The organism is Parasphingopyxis sp., from assembly GCF_052168295.1.
Lineage (GTDB): Bacteria > Pseudomonadota > Alphaproteobacteria > Sphingomonadales > Sphingomonadaceae > Parasphingopyxis.
Window position 1 is genome coordinate 1 of sequence record NZ_JBQLZN010000039.1, and the last position, 20395, is coordinate 20395.

Sequence of the window (20395 nt, forward strand, 5' to 3'; positions counted from 1 at the left end):
GAAGAAGCCGACCAGATCGTTACCCAGGCCGAAGCCGATGCCGATGCGCTGATCGAGCGCCGCCAGCGTCTGGCCGAGGAAAAGATCGCTGCTGCGGAACGCAGCGCGGTCGCCGAAGTCCGCGCCAAGGCCGCGAGCGCCGCGACCGCCGCTGCTGCCGCGCTGATCGAGCAGAAGCATGACGCGGAAGCGGACAAAGCGCTGATCGACCGGACGATCTCGAACATGGATGCGCGGCTGAATTAGCCGTGCGCCGGGGCGCTCGTCGCCCTAATCGTCTTTCGGTTCGATAATCAGATAGACGGCCGTCGTATCGCCGATATTGACGGCCTCGTGCCATTCGACGCCGTCGCTCCACCAGTTGCCGCCCGTCTCGAAACTGCGTTCCGCGGTGCCGGTCGCGTCGGTGATCCGCATCGTTCCGCCCGACAGGATATAGCCCCAGTGGCGCGGGTGCCAGTGGCGCTCATGGCCGATGCCCGGCGGGAAGGTGCAACGGCCGACCCGGATCTCGTCATTCTCGAACAGCTGCTCGCATGTGTCCTGGCCCTGCCAGCCGGCCTCGAACGCTTCGGGCAGGACGTCCGCCGCGCTTGCCGGCTCTTGCGCGGCGGCACTGAGAAGAAGGAGGGACAGCAGGGCAGGGGTTGTCATGGCGATCCTCTTTATCTGTTTGGTGCCATGACTAGCGGTTTGCCGTGCGCGCCGCCAATGCCTAAATCACTCCCGTGAAAGCCGACCGCCCCGATCATCCGCGTGCCGCCGAGCGCTTCAACGAAGAAAAGGCGACCTATACGGTCAAGGGTGCCGATGCGCCCGATCTCGAAGCCGGGGTCGCGGCGATCCGCGATGTCGTGAAGACGCTGCCCGCGCGGCCCGGCGTCTACCGGATGCTCGATGCGCGCAGCGATGTTCTCTATGTCGGCAAGGCGGCGAGCCTCAAGTCGCGCGTGCCGAACTACACGCAGATCGCGCAACTGCCCAAACGATTGCAGCGGATGGTCGCGCAGACGCGGGCGATGACCATCGTCACGACCGAGACCGAGGCCGAAGCGCTGCTGCTCGAGGCGCAACTCATCAAGCGCTATCGGCCGCCCTATAATGTTCTGCTGCGCGACGACAAAAGCTTCCCCTTCATCCTGCTGCGCGAAGATCACGACTTCCCGCGGATCATGAAGCATCGTGGTGCGCGGCGCGCGAAAGGGCAGTATTTCGGGCCGTTCGCCAGTGCCGGCTCGGTCAACCGGACGATCAACGCGCTGCAGAAGATGTTCCTGATCCGCAACTGCACGGACAGCTTTTTCGCCAATCGCGACCGGCCCTGCCTGCTCTACCAGATCCGCCGCTGCTCGGCGCCCTGCGTCGGGCGGATCAGCGAGGCGGATTATGACGAGCTGGTCGAGGACGCGAAGGCGTTCCTGTCCGGCAAGAGCACCCGTGTGCAGCAGAAGCTCGGCGCGCAGATGGAGAAGGCGTCCGAGGAGCTCGATTTCGAGATGGCCGCCGTCTATCGCGACCGGCTGAAGGCGCTGACCTTCATTCAGGGCAGCCAGGCGATTACCGCGCAGGGCGTGTCCGATGCCGATGTCTTCGCGCTGGCGAGCAAGGGCGGCACGGTCGGCATCCAGGCCTTTTTCATTCGTGGCGGCCAGAATTGGGGGCACCGTAGCTTTTTCCCCGCGCACACCAAGGATGTGCCCGACGCGGAGGCCCTGCAGGCCTTCCTCATGCAATTCTACGAGGAAGTGCCGCCGCCGAAACTCGTGCTCGTCGACCGCGAGCTGCCCGAGACGGAGCTGCTCGCTGAAGCGCTGGCCGAACGGGCGAACCGCAAGGTGACGATCAAGGTCCCGCAACGCGGGGATCAGCGGAAATTGCGCGAACAGGCTGCGCGCAATGCCGAGGAAGCGCTGGAGCGGCGGCTGGCGGAATCCTCGTCCCAGGCTAAGATCATGCGGCAGATGGCCGAACTGTTCGAACTGGACGAGCCGCCCGACCGGATCGAGATTTACGACAACAGCCATGTTTCGGGCACCAATGCCGTCGGCGCGATGGTGGTCGCGGGGCCGGAAGGCTATCGCAAATCCAACTATCGCAAGTTCAATATCAAGAACCCGGAAACCGCGCCGGGCGACGATTTCGCGATGATGCGGGAAGTATTCCAGCGCCGCTTCGCGCGCGCGGAAAAGGAAGACCCGGAGCGGCGCAAGGGCGAATGGCCCGATCTCGTGCTGATCGACGGCGGCAAGGGGCAGGTGAGCGCGGCGGCCGAGACGCTGGAGGAGATGGGCATCGCAGACGTCGCGCTGATCGGCATTTCCAAAGGCCCGGACCGCAATGCCGGGCGCGAGCATTTTCATTTTCCCGACGGGCGCGAGCAGATGCTGCCGGCGAACAGCCCTTTGCTCTTCTATCTCCAGCGGCTGCGCGACGAGGCGCACCGCTTCGCCATCGGCGCGCACCGGCAGAAGCGCGCCAAGGCGATGGGCACGAGCCCGCTCGACCAGGTGCCCGGCATCGGGCCGGCGCGCAAACGTGCCCTATTGCTGCATTTCGGCACAGCGCGGGCGGTAAAGTCCGCCGGTCTCGACGATCTGGCGCGGGTACCCGGCGTCTCGAAAGCGATGGCGCAGACGATCTACGACCATTTCCACGCTAGCGGCTAACGGTTCGACTTAGGTCTCGACGTTGGCTGGCGCTGATTTCTGCGCGCAATGGAATTGCCAGGCGAAACAGGCGAGGCCGAGCGCAATGAAGAATTCGCGATACTCGGTGGCGTCGAAAATCTCGATCATCGACGGGCCGAAGGTCAGCACCGCGAGCTGTCCGATCGCAACCGCCGCGCCCATCGTCGCGAACAGCATGGCTTCGTCGCGCGCGCCGCGCCGCAAGGCCGATCGCGCGAAGATCGCCATGGCCATGATCCCGAAGAATGCGAGCCACTGGATCGGCAGCAGGTTCCAATGGCCATAGCTCAGGAAGAGCATCGGCGCACTGACGAGTGCGACCATGCGGCCCGGGATGAAGGCCGCAAATCGGCGTATCGGCGCCCAATTCGGCATCGCGTCGCGGACCAGCGGCAGGAGGATCAACAGTATGCCGGCGCCCGCATAGTAGCCGAGCTCCGAGATATCGGTCTGCAGATTGTGGAAGTTGAATTCGTCCTGCCAGTTCGCCTCGGCCATCGCCTCCGGCGTGGCAAAGCCGATGACGCGCTGGCCCCAGGAAACCTCTTCCATCGCGATCAGCAGGAACAGGCCGCCAAAGCCGAGCATGAGGAGCAGATCGATCCGGTTCCTGCCGGTCTTCCAGCCATCCGCCGCGGCGGCGAGGAAGAGCATACCGCCCATGAAGATCAGCAAGGCCGAAGCCCATTCGAGCGCCAGATCCTCAGCGGCCATGGCGTGGAACAGTGGACGGTTGGCGGCGAGCAGCGCGATCGCGCCGATCGCGATGGCGAGGCTGAGCGTGCCCACCTGGCGCTCGCGATCGGTCAGCGGCTGCGTATGGTCGAGTTCAGGCTGCGCGGCGATTGCGCGCGCCAGCATTGCCGCAAGGGCGACCGATATGGCCATGCGCATCCAGTGATAGACGGTGTAGAGCGCCGGCTCTTCGCGTGCCGGATGCCAGTCGAGCGCGACATATTCGTAGAGACACAGCGCGACGAGCATCGCGCCTGCAAAAATGGCCGCCGTCCAGATCGGGATCGGGAGCGCCGCACTTGCTGCGTTCTCTTGCGTGACATTGGCGTGAGACGTCATGGCCGGACCTCCTCGTCGGAATGCGCGCCGCGCATCAGCAGCGGCCGGAGCAGGGCGGCGAGCAGTCGTCCGCGCGCGAAAAACAGGTCGGTGCTCTCGGGGCCGGGTTCCGCTCCCATTTCGGACTTGTAGCCGGCATCGCCCGCGCCCCAGCTGACGAGCCTGACGCCATTATCGGCCGCGCGCTCAAGATCCGCGTAAAGCAGCAGCTTGCCCGGCCCGAACTTGGCGAAGCGCTCGTCATAATTGTTGGCGATATAGTAACGCGTATCGCCAGCCTCGATGCCGAAAGAGAAGGCTGCTGGCCGGTCGCCGATCCACATCACGCTGGCGAACAGCATGGGCGCGAGTTCGGTGTCCGCAGCGATGCGCTGCCAGACTTGCCGGATCGCAGGATCGAGAAATTTGGTGTCCCCGCCATCGTCGAGATCGGCAAGCCAGGAATTGCGTTCGATCTCCGCCATCGCGTCGTAGCGGTGGTCGGTCAGGTCGCGGCCGGTCAGAAATTCGTACCGCACGTCCCCGTCGCTCGCCAGGCGGCGCTCCCGCCAGCGATTTTTGCGCAATGTCTTTGTGCGCGGCCATGGCCCGTCCCGCCGCAGCGCCTGGAGGTCGAGCTCATATATTCGCGCCGTCGGCCGGCGAATGACCGTCCAACCCGTATCCGGCGCCGCCTTGATCAGCCGCCTTGCGGTCGGATCGTCGCTATAGACCGGACCGAGGCGCCAGACACGGCCGAGCGTGCGCGCAAACTGCTCGCTCCCAAGCACGGCTTCGATTTCCGGGAGGCTGGCGTCCGCGGCGAGCGGAAAGCTGCGAAACGGCCAGTAGCTGCCCGCGACCTCGCGGATGTGCAGCGGGCCGACGCGGCGGCCGCAATATGGCAGGGCAAGGATCGGGCTGCCGTCCGGCCGCTGGGCCGACAGAATCTGGAGGCTCGGCGAGGCTGCGCGATACCAGGCCGATCGCAGAAACTGGCGGGCGGCAGGCGCGGCTGCGGTCAGCGCATCAAGTTCGTCGTCCGCGCCGTCCGATATCCGGACCTCGCGGTAACCAAGTTCGTTAACTTGTTGCAAAAGCATGACATTATTAATGCCGTTTCACGTGCCGATTGTCGCGTGGAAACGTGCTTAACGCCAGCGGTGCGCTCGATGGTCGGGTGGTAACGGGCCGATCAGGATATCCGGTGCCAGCCGCGGCGCGTCAGTATCGCGGCGGCCAGTTGCTCCGTCCAGCCCTTGTCGAGGAACAGCAGGTCGACGATTTCGGCGGCGGGCTCTGCGCCATAGCGCGCCTTGTATCCCGCATCGCCGGCGCCCCAGTTGATGGTCGAGATCCCGCGCTCGGCCGCATCGGCATAATTCATCGTCAGGATGATCCGGCCGGGGCTGCAGTCCTTGAACCGTTCATTGAAGTTGTTGGCGATTTGGTAGCGGATCGCGCCGATCTCCAGGCCGAAAGTGAAAGCGGCCGGTGTGCCGTCGACACGCACGATGCTGCAGAATAGGAACGGCGCCAGAACCGGGTCCTCGGCCACAGCTTCCCACATCGCCCGGCTATGAGAGTCGAGAAACTTGGTGTCGGCATCGCTGCCCTGATCGGCAAGCCAGCTATGCGCTTCGATCTCGCCCATCGCGTCGCGATCGTCGGCGGTCCAGTCAGCGCCAGTCGCGTGGCGATATTCGACTTCGCCGATACGCGCGAGCCGGTTCGCATAGTTGCGCGTCTGCCGCATCGCGGATTTGCTCGGCCAGGGCTTTTTCTCGCGGAGCGTGGCGACGTCGATATCGAAGCTCTGCGCGATGGCGCGGCGGAAGATCGTCCATCCGCCCTCGCGCGCGGCCGGCAGCAGCCGTTGCAGCGCTGGATCGTTATCCTGCACCGGCCCGAGCCGCCACGCCTTGCCGAGCGCCTCTCGTGCGCCGGTTCCGGACAGCATCGCTGCTATCTCGGCGTCCGTCGCGTCTTGGGCGAGCGGAACGCTCCGGAATGGCCAATAGGGTCCGGCCACCTCCTGCACGGCAAACGGTCCCATTTTGCGCTGCGTCAGCGGGAAAGCGGCGATCAATCGTCCGCCGTTTTCGAAGCCATGGAAGGCGACATCGGCATGCGACGCCTCATACCAGCGCGGGCGCAGGAAGGCATGCAGCGGGTCAGCCGTCTCGGTCAGCCGCTCCAGCGCCGCGCGCTCGGGCTGCACCCAGCGGCCAGCGAGTTCCCGGCCTTCGTTAACGCGCTCCATGTAGATGGCGGGTCTCCGCTGATGGATTGTCCTTCGTTCGCAGCGGCATAGCCAATCAGGCTTAATATGGCGTTTAGGCGGCGTCTCGCGGCAATGGTTTACTCATTATTATCGGCAAGCCGCTATGCGATAGGCATGGCAACGCGTGTGCTTCTAACGATCGATACGGAACTGACCTGGCGGCATCATCTGGCCGGTTCAGGCTGGGCGGAGAATTATGCGCACAGCATCGAGCCAGCCGGGGTCGGACTGACCTATCAGCTCGAAGTGGTGAACCGGCATGGGCTGAACGCCTGCTTTTTCATCGATCCGATGCCCGCGAAGCTTTACGGCCTCGATCCGGTCAAGCGCATGGTCGAAACGGTACTTTCGGCCGGTCAGGAGGTCCAGTTGCACCTCCATCCGATGTGGGAGCAGGCGCGGGTCGACAGTAGGGTCGCGGAAGACACCGTCTTCGAGCTGATCGACCATCCCTACGAAAAGCAGCGCGACCTGATCGCCGAGGCGCGCGATCTGCTGGTCGCCGCCGGTGCGCCCGAGCCGATCGCCTTTCGGTCCGGCAGCTATGCGGCCAACGACGACACCGCGCGGGCGCTCGCCGATATCGGTATCCGCTACGATTCCAGCCATAATGGCTGCGAGGGACCATGGCCGAGCGCGCTGTCGCTGCCGCTGGATCAGGTGGCGCCCTTACAGCATGCGGGCGTAATCGAGATTCCGGTGTCGCAGATGCGGCTCGGCAATGGCGGATTACGGCATTTGCAGATTTGCGCGGTGTCGCTGGCGGAGATGGCGCATGCGCTCGATCATGCCGTCGCCAACGATCATCCTGTCGTCACGATCGTGGGCCATAGTTTCGAGCTCGCCACGCGCGGCGGCGCGCGGCCGAATCCGGTCGTCAAGAACCGGTTCGACGGCCTGTGCGCGTTGCTCGAACGCCGGGCGGAGGCGGCACCGACTGCGCGTTTCGCGGAGCTTGACGATCTACCGCTGGATCGCGCGATCGAACCGGTGTCCGCTTCGGCGTCATTGGTCGCTGGACGGATGATCGGGCAGCTTTGGGCCAATCTCATCGAACGGCGGGCGGCATGACGGCCGCGGTTTCCCTGCCTCTGCGCTTCCGCGTCGGTGCGCGCACGATGTTTTCCGTCCGGCGCAAGCTCGTCCGTATCGGCTTGTCTTTGGACCAGGCGATGGCCGGGCAGGGCATCGAGCTGCCGCCGCTTCCGCCGGCTGCCGATGGCTATTTCCTGACATCGTTGCCCGAGGGGCAACTCGCATCGCTTACGGAGCGGCACGGCGACATGATCGCGCTCGTCCGCCAGCGTTATGCGCGCCGCTATGCCGATCTGTCTGGCAGCTTCGACGACTATCTTGCAACTTTCTCCGGCAAGAGCCGTTCGACGCTGCGCCGGAAGGTTCGCAAATTTGCCAAGCTTTCCGGCGGCGACCTCGATTTTCGCACCTATCGGACACAAGACGAGATGGCCGAATTTCACGATCTCGCCCGCCGGCTCTCTACGAAAACCTATCAGGAAAAACTGCTCGACTATGGCCTGCCCGACGATGCGGAGTTTGTCAGCGATATGATGCGCGCGGCGTCGCGCGACCAGGTGCGCGGCTGGCTTCTCTTCGCCGACGGTAAACCCGTCAGCTATCTCTATGCGCCCGCTGACGGCGATACGCTGGTCTATGCCTATCTCGGCTACGATCCGGAATGGTCGCGCCATTCACCGGGCACGGTCCTGCTGATGGAGGCACTGCGGCAGATCATCGACGAAAATCGCTTCCGCCGGTTCGACTTCACCGAAGGCGATGGCGAGCAGAAACAGCGGTTCGCCACCGGCAAGCTCGATTGCGCGGACCTGCTGTTGCTTCGCAAGAGTTTCGCCAATCGCGCGCTTGTGGCGGCATTGAGCGGCTTCGACGGGATCGTGGCGCTCGCCAAGAGACTGCGGCCCGCAAGCTAGCCGATCTCGTCTTCGATCTGGTCCATCAGCGATTGGATATGCGTGAGGCGGGGCCGCTCCTCTTCGAGAACGGCGCGAAAGGCGCGCTTCTTGAATTCTGCCACATCGAGTTCTGACAGGCTTTCCTTTTCGGGTATTGTCGACAACAGGATGTCGATCAGCCGCTCGGCGCCGTGGAGGCGGCCCCAGAGGAAGTCGTTCTCGCGGTAACTGCGGCTGAAGAACGCGCCGAAACTGTTGAACTCGAGGCCCTTGAGCGTCGCCTCTGCGCCGCCTTCGCGGATCGATTGCGCATCTTCGGGCGCGATCCGGTCGACCTTGACCGGATCGAACTCGTCCAGGCCTTCGCCCTGCAGCAGCGGCAATGTTGCGACGTCGTAAAAGGGAAAGCCCAGATAGGCGAACAGCATCGTCCGGCGTTCCGCCTTGGGAAGTGTCGCCAATGCCCCGGCGAGCAATTCTTCGCCGCGCGTGTCGGCGGCCTGCAGATCGCGCGCCTCGGCCAGCCTTTCCAATGCGATGCCCGGTTCCGCAAAGGCGTTGCGGGCCGCGTCCACCATCGCGTCATCATAATATTCGGGCCGTTCCCGATCGAGATAGTCGCCGAGCGTATCGTAAATTGCGTCGCGGGCCGCGTTGATCGCCTCGGGATCGCATTGACCGCTCTCTTCGATCTGGTGGAGCGCGCGCAGCAGAAAGCGCAGTCGGCGTGTGCGGAAGAGCAGGTCGTGCTCGCGGAAGAAGGAGACGGCCTCGTCGTTATTCCCGTCAAGCGCGGCCGCATCGGCCTTGCCCAAACCTTTCTTGCCGATCTCGAGCCATATCGCCCGCCGCATGTCGCGAGACCGGGCGTCCTCATCGGCAAGATCTGAGAGTATCTCGGCCAGCTCCTCGACAATGCCTGACAGTTTGAGCTGGGCATAGGAGCCATAGGCATAGCCGGCTTCCTTGACCGCGAAATTCTGCGCCTTGGCGCGCCACCCCGCAAGCCGTTGCGGCGTGGGCCGGTTCAGAAAAAGAGTGCGCCCGAAATCGTCGGCGATAGCGGTTTCGACCTGCGGCCGGATCGCCTCGACTATGCGCCGCATCCGCATGATTCGCCGCGAGTGCCGCTCGATCGCTTCGAGATTGTCGCGGATCGGCTGCTCGCGCGGGATATCCGATAATGCGCCGAATATCGCCCGGAAGAAGCCGGGCGGCTCGTCGCTATTCTCGCCCATCCGGATGCTGCGAATGCCGGGCTTGGGATCGATATAGACGAACCGGCGGTCGACCTCGCGATGAGCGGGGCGATCGCGCAGGGCGTCGATCGCCGGACCGAACGGGGCGTTGGCGAGCACCGAGCCGTCGATAAGCGCAGTCGTTTCCGCGGTTCCGGCGGCGAACTGCTTGGGCAGGACGCGTTTCAGAAAATCGGTACGGCCCGGCCAGGCGATCCCGCGCTGCTCCAGCACCTTGTCCAGCTCTAGCACCGTAAAGGGTGGAAACGCGCCGGGAAAACTTGCCGTTGCGCGCACGGCGAAAGCGAGTTCGGCGATACTGCCCAGCTTCCGGTCCTCGCTGCCATGATCGGTGAAGGACAATGTGAGCCGATGCTCGGTCTCGATAATTTCGGGCGGCGAGTTAAGGCGCAGTTTTTGCGGATGCCCATGAAAATCGGTGACCGTGACGAACAGGTCGAGCGGCTGGCCGTCGGGAAGGAGCGGCTGACCCGCCGCCATCGTCTCCATCGATTCCAGCGCATCGAGTGCGAGATTGGTGAAACCTTCGCCGCCGAAGGGCGGCTGGAACCATTTCGCGCGAACGAAGCGGGAAAGCTTTGCGCTGACTTCGTCCTGCGCGGCCGGATCGACGGTCGTCGCCACCGTACCTCCGCGCCGTCGCGCCACGGCCCAGGCGATGGGTGTCGCCCAGAATTTGGTGAAGCGCGAGATCGGCCGCTTGTCGGGCGCGAGCAGGATATCGACATCGGCCTTTTCCAGCCATAGCCGAGTCAGCGGATCGAGCGATTTGCCCGACGCGATGGCTTCGGCGAGGAACACGCCGTTGATCCCGCCCGCGCTCGCGCCGGCAATGATGTCGACCATGGCGCGTAGCTTGACATCGCAGTCGCGCTCGATTTTTTCCAGCAGCTCGCGATAGAGCCGCTGGGACGTATCGGTCGGCGCGAGATCGTCGTGAAAAGCCCTGCTGGCGCGCAGGAGACGCCAGATTTCCTTCGTGATCCCGTGCATGTAGATTGCGAGACTGATGCCGCCATAACAGACAAGGGCCAGGCGCAGCTCTTTCTCCCGCATGGGCGGTTAGGTGACAGGAGAGGCCGCGTTTGTCGAGCGCGGGCGGGCCCGTTCTACGCAGCCGCGCATTTGGGATAGGTTGGCAGGTAGAGTTTTATGGTCGTGCCGACTCCGGGCTCCGACGCAATTTCGGCATGCCCGCCCGACTGCTTGAGAAAGCCGTAGATCATGGAGAGGCCGAGACCCGTGCCTTTGCCCACTTCCTTCGTCGTAAAGAACGGCTCGAACGCGCGGGCGATGGTGGCCTCATCCATACCGTTGCCGGTATCGATAACAGAAATGACGGCATAAACGCCTTCCGAGAGATTGGCGTCCTCCTCGCCAACATGCTTTTCCGCGGTCTTGAGCCAGAGTTGTCCGCCGTGCGGCATCGCGTCGCGCGCGTTTAGCGACAGGTTCAGCAGGACATTCTCGAGTTGATTGCGGTCGACGAAGACCGGCCGCATGTCCGGCGCCAGCTCCGTGTTGAAAACGATCGCCTCGCCAATGGTGCGCCGGATCATGTCACCCAGTTCGCCGATCAGTGTATTGAGTTCCGTGGGTTGCGGGCTCAGCGATTGGCGGCGCGAAAAGGCGAGGAGGCGCTGCGTCAAAGCCGCGGCGCGCTGTGTCGCACCCGTAATGGCGTCCATGTGCCGGCGAACCTTTTCATCATCGAGATCTTTCAACCGCAGTTCGAGCAACTGCATGCTGCCCGAGATCACGGTCAGCAGATTGTTGAAGTCATGGGCTATGCCGCCGGTCAACTGGCCGACCGCCTCCATCTTCTGCGCCTGGACGAGCGCCTCTTCGGCGATCGCCCGTTCCTCGACCGCTTCGGCAATACGCGTCTCGAGCGTTTCGTTGAGCAGCGCGAGCTGCTCTTCCGCGCCGTGACGCGCGGTGTCGTCGCTCATCGTCAGCACGCCGCCCTGCTGGTTGCCGTCGGAATCGTAGAGCGGCCGTGCCGTGCCGATGGCCAGTATTTCGGTGCCGTCGGGCCGCCGGATACGCCAACGCGCATCTTCCACCGTTTCGCCCCTCAGCACGGCGCGGGCCAGCGGCAGCTCCAGTGGCGGATAGGGCGCGCCGTCTATCGTAAACAGATGGTAGCTGTCCGTGTAATTTTCGGGCTCGACGTGCAGGCTTTTGACGCCGTGCAATTCGGTCGCCTTGTCGTTCACGAAAACGATCTGGCCGAGCGCGTCGGTCACGATCACGCCTTCGCCGAGCTGATCCATGATTGCCGAATATTCGAGCGGCGGTAGGTCGGCGCTGTCCAACGGTACGACTTTTTCGCGGCTGTTGGGCCGAAGGTCCGTGATATCGGAATGCAGCGCGGTCCAGTGGATAACTGCGCCACTATCATCGGTGATCGGGACGCCCTTTACAGCGAAGCGCCGCCATTCGCCGTCGCGGTTTCGGATGCGGTGTGTGCGGATGAATGGTTGGCACTTTTTGCCGGCTGCTGACCATTCGCGCTTGGTCATCGCGATATCGTCGGGGTGAATGGCGTTCAACCAGCCCTCGCCGGCATACTCGGCCCGCGATTGCCCGGTGAGTGCCACCCAGTCAGGCTGCGCGCCTTCGAACCCTGCATCGGCGGTGAAGCGGCACACGAAACTCTGCGTTTCGGCATACATCCGGCGCAGAGTGCGGTCGCGGCTGTGATCCAGCGTGGCCTCGGCCGACAGGTCCGTCATGCATGCATCCCCGGATGATCTTGCGTCGTCTCCGGATTGCTTTTCGCCGTTCATGGTTAATTCCGCGTAAAGGGCGAGGCGTTTTTCCCCAATTTTCAAATACCAAAGGGCACGATCCGGTTATCGGCGTCATGGCCGATATCGGCAGTGCCGAGATAGGAGATACCGGATCGTTCGCACCAGTCACGGACGATCTCCTCTGCCGTCATGCCGAAATCAGTATCATTCTCGAGCATGTCGCTGCAGCGGCCGAGGCGGATACCAGCCGCTTTGCGGATACCTGGATTGGCCGTGACATGGTGCATTGTCCGGTCTATTTTGTACAAATATTCAGATATTTCCTCGAGCATTATCACATGGGCTGTCAGGTCCGGCTGGAGCGACGTGCCGAGAATCTGGCTCAGCGTTATCATATTGAACGCCGCGGCAGGCGTTGATCCGTCCAGTGACGGTTCGAGCGTACCCGGATCCGCATTCACCAGCCAATTCAGCGCGCGCGCAACCGCCGCGTCGCCGTCCGTACGCACGATGTCCTGGCACATCGGCCCGTGCGCGACGCGATAGCCCTGTCCGTAGAGCGCCGCGAGCATCACGCCGGCATCGCTATAGCCGAGATAGACTTTCTCGCCCGCGGCGGGCTCAAGGCCGCGCAGTGCGGCTTCGGCCACGCGGCAGGCGCCATAGCCGCCGCGAGCGAACCAGAGCGCATCGATCTCGGGATCGTTGGCGATTTCGAGAAAAGCGTCGATGCGCGCGCTGTCGGGGCCGGCGAAATGGCCGTGCGTCAGAAAGCTGTTGGGATGAACGACCAGTTCCGGCGGGTTTTCGGGAAAAATCGATGCGGCAAGGCGCTGCACGCGGTCGGCAGTTTTAGGATTGAACGGCGAGCTGATCGCGACAATGCCGATGCGCATCGCTTTTTTTGCCACCGCCTGCATCTCCGAAATTGAAAAACCGTGCGGCTCCCCATAGCGAGGCGGGATGACAGAGGACAAATCCTATTTCTTTTGCGGAATTGGCGGTAGCGGGATGCTGCCGTTGGCGAGCATCCTGCGCGGACGCGGTTTCACGGTTGCCGGCTCTGACCGGGCGCTCGATCAGGGCCGGACGGCGGACAAGTTCGACTGGCTGCGCGCCCAGGGTATCGACCTGTTTCCGCAGGACGGCAGCGGATTGATCGATAAAAATCAGATACTTGTGGCATCCGCCGCCGTGGAAGACACGGTGCCTGACGTCATGGCGTCACGCGAACTCGGCTTGGAGCGCGTTACGCGGCCCGAGCTGCTCGCGCGGCTGTTCAACGCTGCGCCGCGCAGCATCGGTGTCGCGGGTACCAGCGGAAAATCGACGGTGACCGGCATGATCGGCTGGATCCTGCACGATTGCGGGCATGACCCGACCGTGATGAACGGGGCGGTGATGAAGAATTTCATTTCGGACGATACACCCTTCGCCAGTGCGCTTGTGGGGCAGGGGGACAGTTTTGTCAGCGAGGTTGATGAGAGCGATGGGTCGATCGCGCTCTATGCGCCCGATATCGCGATACTCAACAATATCTCGCTCGATCACAAGTCGATGGCGGAATTGCGTGCGCTGTTCGGCGGATTTCTGAAGCGCGCGGGGCATGCGATCGTCAATATCGACGATGGCGAGAGCGCGGCGCTGGCGCGGGGTGTCGAACCGGAGCGGCTCCGAACCTTTGGCTTCGGTGCCGATGCCGATATGCGGGCCATCGATATTGCCGAAAAGCCGCTTTCCGTTGCATTTTCAGTGCTCGATGGCGGCGATAGCCAGAGGGTAGAGCTCGCCGTGCCCGGGCGGCATAATGTGGCGAATGCGCTGGCGGCGCTGTCTACCGCGCGCGCCTGCGGGATCGAACTGGCCGAGGCAGCTGCCGCGATCGGCCGGTTTCTGGGCCTCAGGCGGCGGTTCGAGATCGTCGGGACGGCGAATGACGTCACGGTGATCGACGATTTCGGGCACAACCCGGACAAGATTGCTGCGACCCTGAAAACGCTCCACGCCTTTCAGGGCCGGCTCCTCGTCTTCTTCCAGCCGCACGGCTATGGCCCGCTCAAGCAGATGGGCCATGAACTGATCGCCTGTTTCGCCGATAATTTGTCTGAAAAAGATGTCCTAATACTCTGCGATCCGGTCTATTTCGGTGGAACAACGGACCGCAGCGTCGGCAGCGAGGCGATCGTCGATGGCGTGATGCAAGCCGGGCGGCAGGCCGAGCATATCCCAGCGCGCGCCGATTGCGGCGCGAAGCTGGCGGAACTGGCGCGGCCCGGCGACCGGATTATCGTGATGGGCGCGCGCGACGACACGCTGTCGACCTTCGCGGCCGATATTCTCGATAAGCTCGCCGCGCGATAACGGCACTGGTATTCCCCTTTTGTTCTCGCTAAGAGACCATCATGGCCAAGGCAAAAAAACGCTATGTCTGCCAATCCTGCGGATCGGTCGCCTCGAAATGGCAGGGCCAGTGCGCGGATTGCGGGGAATGGAATACGCTGGTCGAGGATGCGTCGGGCGTCGTCACGCCGTTCCAGGCCAAGCATAATCTGCAATCGGGCGGCAAGGCGGTCGATCTCGTCGGCCTCGACGCGGATATCGCGCTGCCCGAGCGCATCACGACCGGCATTGCCGAATTCGACCGTGCGCTCGGCGGCGGGCTGGTAGAGGGCTCGGCGACCTTGCTCGGCGGCGATCCGGGCATCGGCAAATCGACGCTGCTCCTCCAAGCCAGCGCGATCATCGCCAAGCGCGGCCATGACGTCACCTATATTTCGGGCGAGGAGGCGGCGGACCAGATCCGGCTCCGAGCCCGGCGGCTGGGGCTTGGCGAAGCGCCGATGAAACTCGCCGCCGCGACATCCGTCCGCGATATCCTGACGACGCTCGGAGACGGCGGGGCGAAACCACCGGCGCTGCTGGTGATCGATTCGATCCAGACCATGCATAGCGACCTTATCGAAGGCGCGCCGGGTACGGTGAGCCAGGTGCGCGCCGCGGCCCAGGAACTGATCCGCTTCGCCAAGGAACGCGGGACGGCGGTCGTGCTGGTCGGCCATGTCACCAAGGACGGCGCGATCGCGGGCCCGCGCGTGCTCGAACATATGGTCGATACGGTGCTAAGCTTCGAAGGGGAGCGCAGCCATCAATATCGGATATTGCGCGCGATAAAGAACCGCTTCGGCGGCACCGACGAGATCGGCGTGTTCGCAATGGCCGAGCAGGGACTGGAAGAGGTCGCCAACCCGTCGTCGCTGTTCCTGACGAACCGGCAGGACGATGTCAGCGGCGCGGTCGTCTTTCCGGCGCTCGAAGGCACGCGGCCGGTGCTCGTCGAAATCCAGGCGCTGGTGGTGCGGCTGGCGAGCGGGGCGACGCCGCGCCGCGCGGTCGTCGGCTGGGATTCTGGGCGGCTGGCGATGATCCTCGCCGTGCTGGAGGCGCGCTGCGGGCTGAGTTTCGCAACATCGGAAGTCTATCTGAACGTTGCCGGCGGCTATCGCGTCGCCGATCCGGCTGCGGACCTTGCGGTCGCGGCAGCGCTGATCTCGGCGCTCGCCGAGCGGCCGGTCGATGCCGATACCGTGGCGTTCGGCGAGATATCGCTGTCGGGCGAGGTACGCACGGTTTCGCATGCGGGGTTAAGGCTGCGCGAAGCGTCCAAGCTGGGTTTTGCCAAGGCGCTGCTGCCATCGGCGGTCGATAGCCGGGAGAGCGGCATGACGCTTAACGGCTTTTCCACGCTGCGCGCGCTGGTTGACCATCTGCTGGACCGCGCCTAGCGGCATTTCATGACCGCGCTCGATGCGATTGTCCTGATTCTGGCCGGCGGCGGCGCGATCCGCGGCTTTATGCGCGGTTTCACCTTCGAGGTGATGACGCTGCTCTCCTGGCTGATCGCGGTGATCGCGCTTCGGCTGTTCCATGGCGATGCGACGATATTGTTCGAGGCGCTGACGGGGCCCGGCGGCGCGGCGCCGATCCTCGCCTTCGCGCTGGTGTTCGGCGCGTTCTTTTTCGGCAGCCGCTTTATCGGACGCAAGCTTGGCATCGGCCTGCGCGAATCTATCATCGGCCCGTTCGACAGGCTGCTCGGGATCGGTTTCGGCGCGGTGAAAGGGCTGATCGTCGTGACGCTGGTGTTCCTGCTCGCCAATCTGGCGACCGATATCGTGTATGGCGGGAACGCCGAGCGGCCCGCATGGATGCAGGAATCGCGGACCTATCCGCTGCTCAACGCCAGCAGCCGCGCCATCGTCGATTTCGTCGAGATGCGTCAGGAAGGCGGCGAAGAGACCGAGTAACGCAAGGCTTACTGGCATTTATCGGCGAACCGGCTACATCGGGCGCATGTCCGCCGCCCTCTACAATGCCGAAATCCTGAGACTCGCGACCGAGATTCCGCATCAGGCGCGGCTCGATGCGCCGCATGCGAGCGTCGAAAAGCGTTCGCCCGTCTGCGGGAGTCGCGTGATCGTCGATGTCTGCATCGATAGCGAGGGGCGGATTGCGGCGCTTGGCCAGGAGGTGCGTGCCTGCGCGCTCGGCCAGGCATCGGCGGCGCTGATGGCGCGGCATGCACTGGGGCGCAGCGCGATGGAATTCGCCGCGGCACGCGATGCACTCACGGCGTTTCTCGCCGGCGAGCGCGAAGATCCTGGCGACTGGCCTGGTCTCGAGGTTTTGACTCCCGCCCTTCCGCATAAGGCGCGCCACGCATCCATCCGCCTCGCTTTCGAAGCGGTGGCGGATGCCGCGGCGCAAGCTCGGATCGCCGCCTGATGGCCGGAGAAAGCGCCGAAGACCATGGCGGCGGACACGGCCTGACCGGCGAGCTGCTGCTCGACGGTTTCATTCTGCTCGGCGCGGCCTTGGCCTTCGTGCTGCTCTTCCGCCGCATCGGGCTTGGCGCGGTGCTGGGCTATCTGATTGCCGGTATCGTCGTCGGGCCGTTCGGGCTCGGGCTGATCGACAGCGGCGAATCGATCGTCGCTGTTGCCGAAATCGGCATCGTGCTGCTGCTGTTTCTCGTCGGGCTCGAACTCGCGCCGGCGCGGCTCTGGCGGTTGCGCCGCGACATATTCGGCCTCGGCCTGTTGCAAGTGCTCCTGTGCGGCGTCGCGATCACGGGATTGGTGCTGGCGGGCACGAGTTTCACGGTTGCCGCAGCGATCGCCATCGGCATGGCGCTCGCCTTGTCGTCGACCGCGCAGGTGCTGCCGCTCCTCCAGTCCGAAGGACGGCTCAATACGCCGCTCGGCGAACGCGCTTTTTCGGTGCTGCTGTTCCAGGATCTGTCGATCGTGCCGCTGCTGACGCTTGTCGCCGTACTATCGCGCGCACCCGCCGATCCGGGCGCACCGCCGGGCTGGCTGCTGGCCATATACGCCGTTGTGGCGATCGTCGGGCTGGTGCTTGCCGGGCGGTACATCCTCAGCCCGCTGCTCGCCTTGGTGGGGCGCTTTGCCGAGCGCGAGCTGTTCATCGTCACGGGTCTGTTCACGGTGTTCGCCGCGGCCGCGCTCATGGATGCGCTCGGTTTGTCGATGGCGCTCGGCGCGTTTGTCGCGGGCGTCATGCTCGCCGACTCGCCCTATCGGCACGAGCTCGAAGCGGACGTCGACCCGTTCCGCTCCATCCTGCTCGGGCTGTTCTTCCTCGGCGTCGGCATGATGCTTGATGTCGATGTCGTGCTCTCTCAGCCCCTGTTCGTGGTCGGCATGGCGGCGGCGCTGGTGGCGACCAAGGTCGCCGTCATCTTCGGCTTGGCATTGCTGTTCGGGGTGAAGGCGCGCGCCGCTTTCGTCATGGGTCTGCTGCTCAGCCAAGGCGGCGAGTTTGCGTTCGTGCTTTTCGCCGAAGCGGAACGCGCGCTGCTCGTTACGGGCGCCGCGACAAGCCTGTTCGGCGCCGTCGTGACGCTCTCGATGGCGACGACGCCGTTCCTGATGGCGCTCGCGAAGCGCTTCGGCGGCGTGAAAGCGGCGACCCGCGAAGACCTGGACGGGCCCGGCGAAGCGCCGCAGGCCGGCGCCATCGTCGTCGGTCACGGCCGTTTCGGCCAGACCGTCTCGCAGATGCTGATGGGCGCCAACATTCCGGTCACGCTGATCGATTCCAATCCCGACCAGATCGATCTGTCCGGCGAGTTCGGACGCAAGGTCTATTATGGCGACGGTTTGCGGGTCGATCTGTTGCGCGAGGCGGGCGGCGACGAGGCGCGGGCGATCCTGTTCTGCAATGACGGCACCGATTTCAATGCGGACCGGCTCGACGCCATTCGCATGGCTTTCCCGAAAGCGAAGATATTCGCGCGGATGTTCGACCGTCGGCATCTGCTCGCCCTCGGTGATCAGCAGATCGACGGTACGTTCCGCGAAGTTCTTGAGTCGGCCATTTCCATGGCGCGTTCGGCGATGGCGACGATCGATCTCGACGAGACGCTGATCGATCGGGTGGAAGAGGAGTTCCGCAAGCGCGATTGCGACAGGCTGGCCGTGCAGCGGGAAGAGGGCGACATGCATGCGGGGGCCGAGCTCAGCTTCGGCGGTCCGGAATCGCTCGATTTCGACGGAACGGAACCGCGCTAGTCCGTCCCGTCGAGAAATGCCGCCACATCGTTGAGATCGACATCGCGGGCTAGGAAGGTCTCGCCGATGCCACGTGCGAGCAGGAAGGGCAGGGCGCCGCCCTCCATCTTCTTGTCGTGCCGCATATGCGCGATCAGCGTGGCGCCATCGGCTCGCACGCCGGCTGCCGCCAGACCGTTCGGCAGGCCGGCGTCCGCGAAATGCGCGGACACGCGCTCGGCGTCGGCTGCGCTGCACAGGCCGCGCCGCGCCGAATAGGCGAAGGCGAGACAGATGCCGGCGGCCACGGCTTCGCCATGCAGCAGCGCGTCGGAAAAGCCGGTTTCGGCTTCGAGCGCATGGCCGAACGTATGGCCCAGATTGAGCAGCGCGCGGCGGCCGCTGCGCTCGGTTTCGTCCTCGGCGACGATCCGCGCCTTGGCCGTCACGCTGCGGCGGATCGCTTCGGTTTGCGCGGTGCGATCTCCGGTCAGCAGATCAGCGCCTTGATTTTCGCACCAGGCGAAGAAATCCGCATCGTCGATCAGGCCGTATTTGACGACCTCGGCATAGCCCGCACGCAATTCGCGGGGCGGCAACGTATCGAGAACCGAGGGATCGATGAGGACGAAGCCCGGCTGGTGGAACGCCCCGATCAGATTCTTGCCCGCGCGGCTGTTGATCGCCGTCTTCCCGCCGACCGAACTGTCGACCTGCGCGAGCAGGGTGGTCGGGATCTGCACGAAGCCGCAGCCGCGCTTGACGATCGCGGCGGCAAAGCCGGTAAGGTCGCCAATGACCCCGCCGCCAAATGCCACGATATGATCGCCACGCTCGACGCCGAATGCGAGCAGCTGGTCGGTCAGCATCTCGAGCTGTTGCCAGTTCTTGGTCGCTTCGCCCGGCGGCAGGACGATCGGATGTACGCTCATGCCGGCGGCCTGCACGGACGCGGTAAGCCGGGGCAGCTGGAGTTTCGCGACATTCTCGTCGGTCACCACGATCATCCTTTCGCGCGAGACATAATCGGCGAGACGGTGCGCGGCGCTATCAAGCAGACCGTCGGCGATCGCGATCGTATAGCTCCGCGCGCCGAGCTGGACGGTGACGTCATTGGTCGAACCGAAGGTCATTGTGCGAGGGCCTCAATTATCCGGTCCACCGTATCCTCATGCGCGCCCTCGTCGCTCTGCACGTGAATGGGCGCTTGCGAATAGAAGCGGTTGCGCTTGGCCGCTAGCTCGCCGAGCACCATCTTCGGATCGGTATCGCGGACCAGCGGGCGCGTATCGCGGCGCGACACGCGCTCGGCCAGTATCTCGATATCCGCGTCGAGCCAGATCGCGATGGCATCCTTGAGGATCAGCGCACGCGTGTCTTCGTTCACAAAGGCGCCGCCACCGGTGGCGATCACCTTCGTCGACCCGTCCATCAGTCGGGCGATCACGCGCCGCTCGCCGTCGCGGAAATAGTCCTCACCGTAATTCTCGAAAAGCTCGCCGACCGTCATGCCGGCTGCGGCCTCTATCTCGTCGTCCGAGTCGACAAAAGGCAGGCCGAGGCGGCTTGCCAGACGTCTGCCGATCGTGGACTTGCCGACGCCCATCAGGCCGACGAGCACTATCGGCTTGTCGATACGGGGTTTTATCGCTGTCACCGGCGTTTTTCGGGATGGGGTAGGCGTCATGGGATTAGCGGTATAAACAGACGCCCGGTCGCAGCAAAAGCTCAAAAAGAGCTGGTCATGACGAGGTAACTGTCGAATATGTCGCGTTCGCTACTGCTTTTTCTCGTGTTTCTGGTGGGATTGGCGATATTTATCTATTATCTGTCGACCATCGACACGGACGTAGAAC

Annotated in this window: 17 protein-coding genes and 1 pseudogene; 9 read left to right on the forward strand and 9 right to left on the reverse strand. The window is 64.1% G+C overall.

The window, feature by feature from the left end:
* Nucleotides 1-246, forward strand: a pseudogene (locus ACTS1Z_RS06585) (F0F1 ATP synthase subunit B); the annotation flags it as partial.
* A gap of 24 nt (nt 247-270) precedes the next feature.
* Here ACTS1Z_RS06585 and ACTS1Z_RS06590 read toward each other — a convergent pair.
* Nucleotides 271-654 (reverse strand): cupin domain-containing protein, encoded by a 384-nt coding sequence (locus ACTS1Z_RS06590; protein ID WP_442623654.1) that lies wholly within the window; start codon nt 652-654, stop codon nt 271-273.
* A 74-nt stretch (nt 655-728) separates the two neighbouring features.
* Here ACTS1Z_RS06590 and uvrC point away from each other — a divergent pair, with 74 nt between their 5' ends.
* A complete protein-coding gene (gene uvrC, locus ACTS1Z_RS06595; RefSeq protein ID WP_442623655.1) occupies nt 729-2666 on the forward strand; it encodes an excinuclease ABC subunit UvrC in 1938 nt (645 codons plus the stop codon).
* 9 nt (nt 2667-2675) lie between these two features.
* Here uvrC and ACTS1Z_RS06600 read toward each other — a convergent pair whose 3' ends face one another.
* The 3 genes from ACTS1Z_RS06600 to ACTS1Z_RS06610 form a co-directional block, all read right to left on the reverse strand.
* A complete protein-coding gene (locus ACTS1Z_RS06600; RefSeq protein WP_442623656.1) occupies nt 2676-3761 on the reverse strand; it encodes a hypothetical protein in 1086 nt (361 codons plus the stop codon).
* Entirely contained in the window at nt 3758-4843 is a 1086-nt protein-coding gene (locus ACTS1Z_RS06605) for a GNAT family N-acetyltransferase (RefSeq protein WP_442623657.1), read from the reverse strand. Before ACTS1Z_RS06605 ends, ACTS1Z_RS06600 begins: the two co-directional genes overlap by 4 nt.
* A gap of 92 nt (nt 4844-4935) precedes the next feature.
* Complete coding sequence (locus ACTS1Z_RS06610; protein WP_442623658.1) at nt 4936-6003, reverse strand: GNAT family N-acetyltransferase; 1068 nt, start codon at nt 6001-6003, stop codon at nt 4936-4938.
* 135 nt (nt 6004-6138) lie between these two features.
* Here ACTS1Z_RS06610 and ACTS1Z_RS06615 point away from each other — a divergent pair, with 135 nt between their 5' ends.
* On the forward strand, nt 6139-7095 hold the full coding sequence (locus tag ACTS1Z_RS06615) for a polysaccharide deacetylase (RefSeq protein ID WP_442623659.1): 957 nt from the start codon (nt 6139-6141) through the stop codon (nt 7093-7095).
* The gene (locus ACTS1Z_RS06620; RefSeq protein WP_442623660.1) at nt 7092-7973 is read left to right on the forward strand and encodes a GNAT family N-acetyltransferase; all 882 of its coding nucleotides are present in this window, start codon (nt 7092-7094) and stop codon (nt 7971-7973) included. The genes ACTS1Z_RS06615 and ACTS1Z_RS06620 overlap by 4 nt, the downstream gene beginning before the upstream one ends.
* Here ACTS1Z_RS06620 and ACTS1Z_RS06625 read toward each other — a convergent pair.
* The 3 genes from ACTS1Z_RS06625 to ACTS1Z_RS06635 form a co-directional block, all read right to left on the reverse strand.
* Nucleotides 7970-10270 (reverse strand): patatin-like protein, encoded by a 2301-nt coding sequence (locus tag ACTS1Z_RS06625; RefSeq protein ID WP_442623661.1) that lies wholly within the window; start codon nt 10268-10270, stop codon nt 7970-7972. The two genes, ACTS1Z_RS06620 and ACTS1Z_RS06625, sit on opposite strands and share 4 nt — an antisense overlap.
* A 53-nt stretch (nt 10271-10323) precedes the next feature.
* Entirely contained in the window at nt 10324-11952 is a 1629-nt protein-coding gene (locus ACTS1Z_RS06630; protein WP_442623662.1) for a PAS domain S-box protein, read from the reverse strand.
* A gap of 95 nt (nt 11953-12047) precedes the next feature.
* Nucleotides 12048-12881 carry an LD-carboxypeptidase gene (locus tag ACTS1Z_RS06635; protein ID WP_442623663.1) on the reverse strand — a complete coding sequence of 278 codons (834 nt, stop codon included), beginning with the start codon at nt 12879-12881 and terminating at the stop codon, nt 12048-12050.
* 52 nt (nt 12882-12933) lie between these two features.
* Here ACTS1Z_RS06635 and ACTS1Z_RS06640 point away from each other — a divergent pair, with 52 nt between their 5' ends.
* Genes ACTS1Z_RS06640 through ACTS1Z_RS06660 form a run of 5 tightly spaced genes read left to right on the forward strand, consistent with a single transcriptional unit; the run spans nt 12934 to nt 18560 of the window.
* On the forward strand, nt 12934-14331 hold the full coding sequence (locus tag ACTS1Z_RS06640; RefSeq protein WP_442623664.1) for a UDP-N-acetylmuramate--L-alanine ligase: 1398 nt from the start codon (nt 12934-12936) through the stop codon (nt 14329-14331).
* 41 nt (nt 14332-14372) lie between these two features.
* The gene (gene radA / locus ACTS1Z_RS06645; protein ID WP_442623665.1) at nt 14373-15752 is read left to right on the forward strand and encodes a DNA repair protein RadA; all 1380 of its coding nucleotides are present in this window, start codon (nt 14373-14375) and stop codon (nt 15750-15752) included.
* A gap of 9 nt (nt 15753-15761) precedes the next feature.
* On the forward strand, nt 15762-16274 hold the full coding sequence (locus tag ACTS1Z_RS06650; RefSeq protein WP_442623666.1) for a CvpA family protein: 513 nt from the start codon (nt 15762-15764) through the stop codon (nt 16272-16274).
* Between the two features lie 46 nt (nt 16275-16320).
* Nucleotides 16321-16752 carry an iron-sulfur cluster assembly scaffold protein gene (locus ACTS1Z_RS06655; protein WP_442623667.1) on the forward strand — a complete coding sequence of 144 codons (432 nt, stop codon included), beginning with the start codon at nt 16321-16323 and terminating at the stop codon, nt 16750-16752.
* Nucleotides 16752-18560, forward strand: coding sequence for a monovalent cation:proton antiporter-2 (CPA2) family protein (locus tag ACTS1Z_RS06660; RefSeq protein ID WP_442623668.1), 1809 nt, complete (start codon nt 16752-16754; stop codon nt 18558-18560). Before ACTS1Z_RS06655 ends, ACTS1Z_RS06660 begins: the two co-directional genes overlap by 1 nt.
* Here ACTS1Z_RS06660 and aroB read toward each other — a convergent pair.
* Complete coding sequence (gene aroB, locus ACTS1Z_RS06665; RefSeq protein WP_442623669.1) at nt 18557-19672, reverse strand: 3-dehydroquinate synthase; 1116 nt, start codon at nt 19670-19672, stop codon at nt 18557-18559. The two genes, ACTS1Z_RS06660 and aroB, sit on opposite strands and share 4 nt — an antisense overlap.
* The gene (locus tag ACTS1Z_RS06670; protein ID WP_442623670.1) at nt 19669-20226 is read right to left on the reverse strand and encodes a shikimate kinase; all 558 of its coding nucleotides are present in this window, start codon (nt 20224-20226) and stop codon (nt 19669-19671) included. Before ACTS1Z_RS06670 ends, aroB begins: the two co-directional genes overlap by 4 nt.
* Between the last annotated feature and the right edge of the window lie 169 nt (nt 20227-20395).

What these genes read in the sequence shown, in the direction of transcription:
- ACTS1Z_RS06605 (WP_442623657.1), bottom strand. Translation starts at nt 4,843, where the DNA reads ATGCTTTTGCAACAAGTTAACGAACTTGGTTACCGCGAGGTCCGGATA.
- ACTS1Z_RS06590 (WP_442623654.1), bottom strand. Translation starts at nt 654, where the DNA reads ATGACAACCCCTGCCCTGCTGTCCCTCCTTCTTCTCAGTGCCGCCGCG.
- ACTS1Z_RS06625 (WP_442623661.1), bottom strand. Translation starts at nt 10,270, where the DNA reads ATGCGGGAGAAAGAGCTGCGCCTGGCCCTTGTCTGTTATGGCGGCATC.
- ACTS1Z_RS06660 (WP_442623668.1), top strand. Translation starts at nt 16,752, where the DNA reads ATGGCCGGAGAAAGCGCCGAAGACCATGGCGGCGGACACGGCCTGACC.
- ACTS1Z_RS06655 (WP_442623667.1), top strand. Translation starts at nt 16,321, where the DNA reads ATGTCCGCCGCCCTCTACAATGCCGAAATCCTGAGACTCGCGACCGAG.
- ACTS1Z_RS06620 (WP_442623660.1), top strand. Translation starts at nt 7,092, where the DNA reads ATGACGGCCGCGGTTTCCCTGCCTCTGCGCTTCCGCGTCGGTGCGCGC.
- ACTS1Z_RS06670 (WP_442623670.1), bottom strand. Translation starts at nt 20,226, where the DNA reads ATGACGCCTACCCCATCCCGAAAAACGCCGGTGACAGCGATAAAACCC.
- radA (WP_442623665.1), top strand. Translation starts at nt 14,373, where the DNA reads ATGGCCAAGGCAAAAAAACGCTATGTCTGCCAATCCTGCGGATCGGTC.
- ACTS1Z_RS06600 (WP_442623656.1), bottom strand. Translation starts at nt 3,761, where the DNA reads ATGACGTCTCACGCCAATGTCACGCAAGAGAACGCAGCAAGTGCGGCG.
- ACTS1Z_RS06640 (WP_442623664.1), top strand. Translation starts at nt 12,934, where the DNA reads ATGACAGAGGACAAATCCTATTTCTTTTGCGGAATTGGCGGTAGCGGG.
- aroB (WP_442623669.1), bottom strand. Translation starts at nt 19,672, where the DNA reads ATGACCTTCGGTTCGACCAATGACGTCACCGTCCAGCTCGGCGCGCGG.
- ACTS1Z_RS06630 (WP_442623662.1), bottom strand. Translation starts at nt 11,952, where the DNA reads ATGACGGACCTGTCGGCCGAGGCCACGCTGGATCACAGCCGCGACCGC.
- ACTS1Z_RS06610 (WP_442623658.1), bottom strand. Translation starts at nt 6,003, where the DNA reads ATGGAGCGCGTTAACGAAGGCCGGGAACTCGCTGGCCGCTGGGTGCAG.
- ACTS1Z_RS06615 (WP_442623659.1), top strand. Translation starts at nt 6,139, where the DNA reads ATGGCAACGCGTGTGCTTCTAACGATCGATACGGAACTGACCTGGCGG.
- ACTS1Z_RS06650 (WP_442623666.1), top strand. Translation starts at nt 15,762, where the DNA reads ATGACCGCGCTCGATGCGATTGTCCTGATTCTGGCCGGCGGCGGCGCG.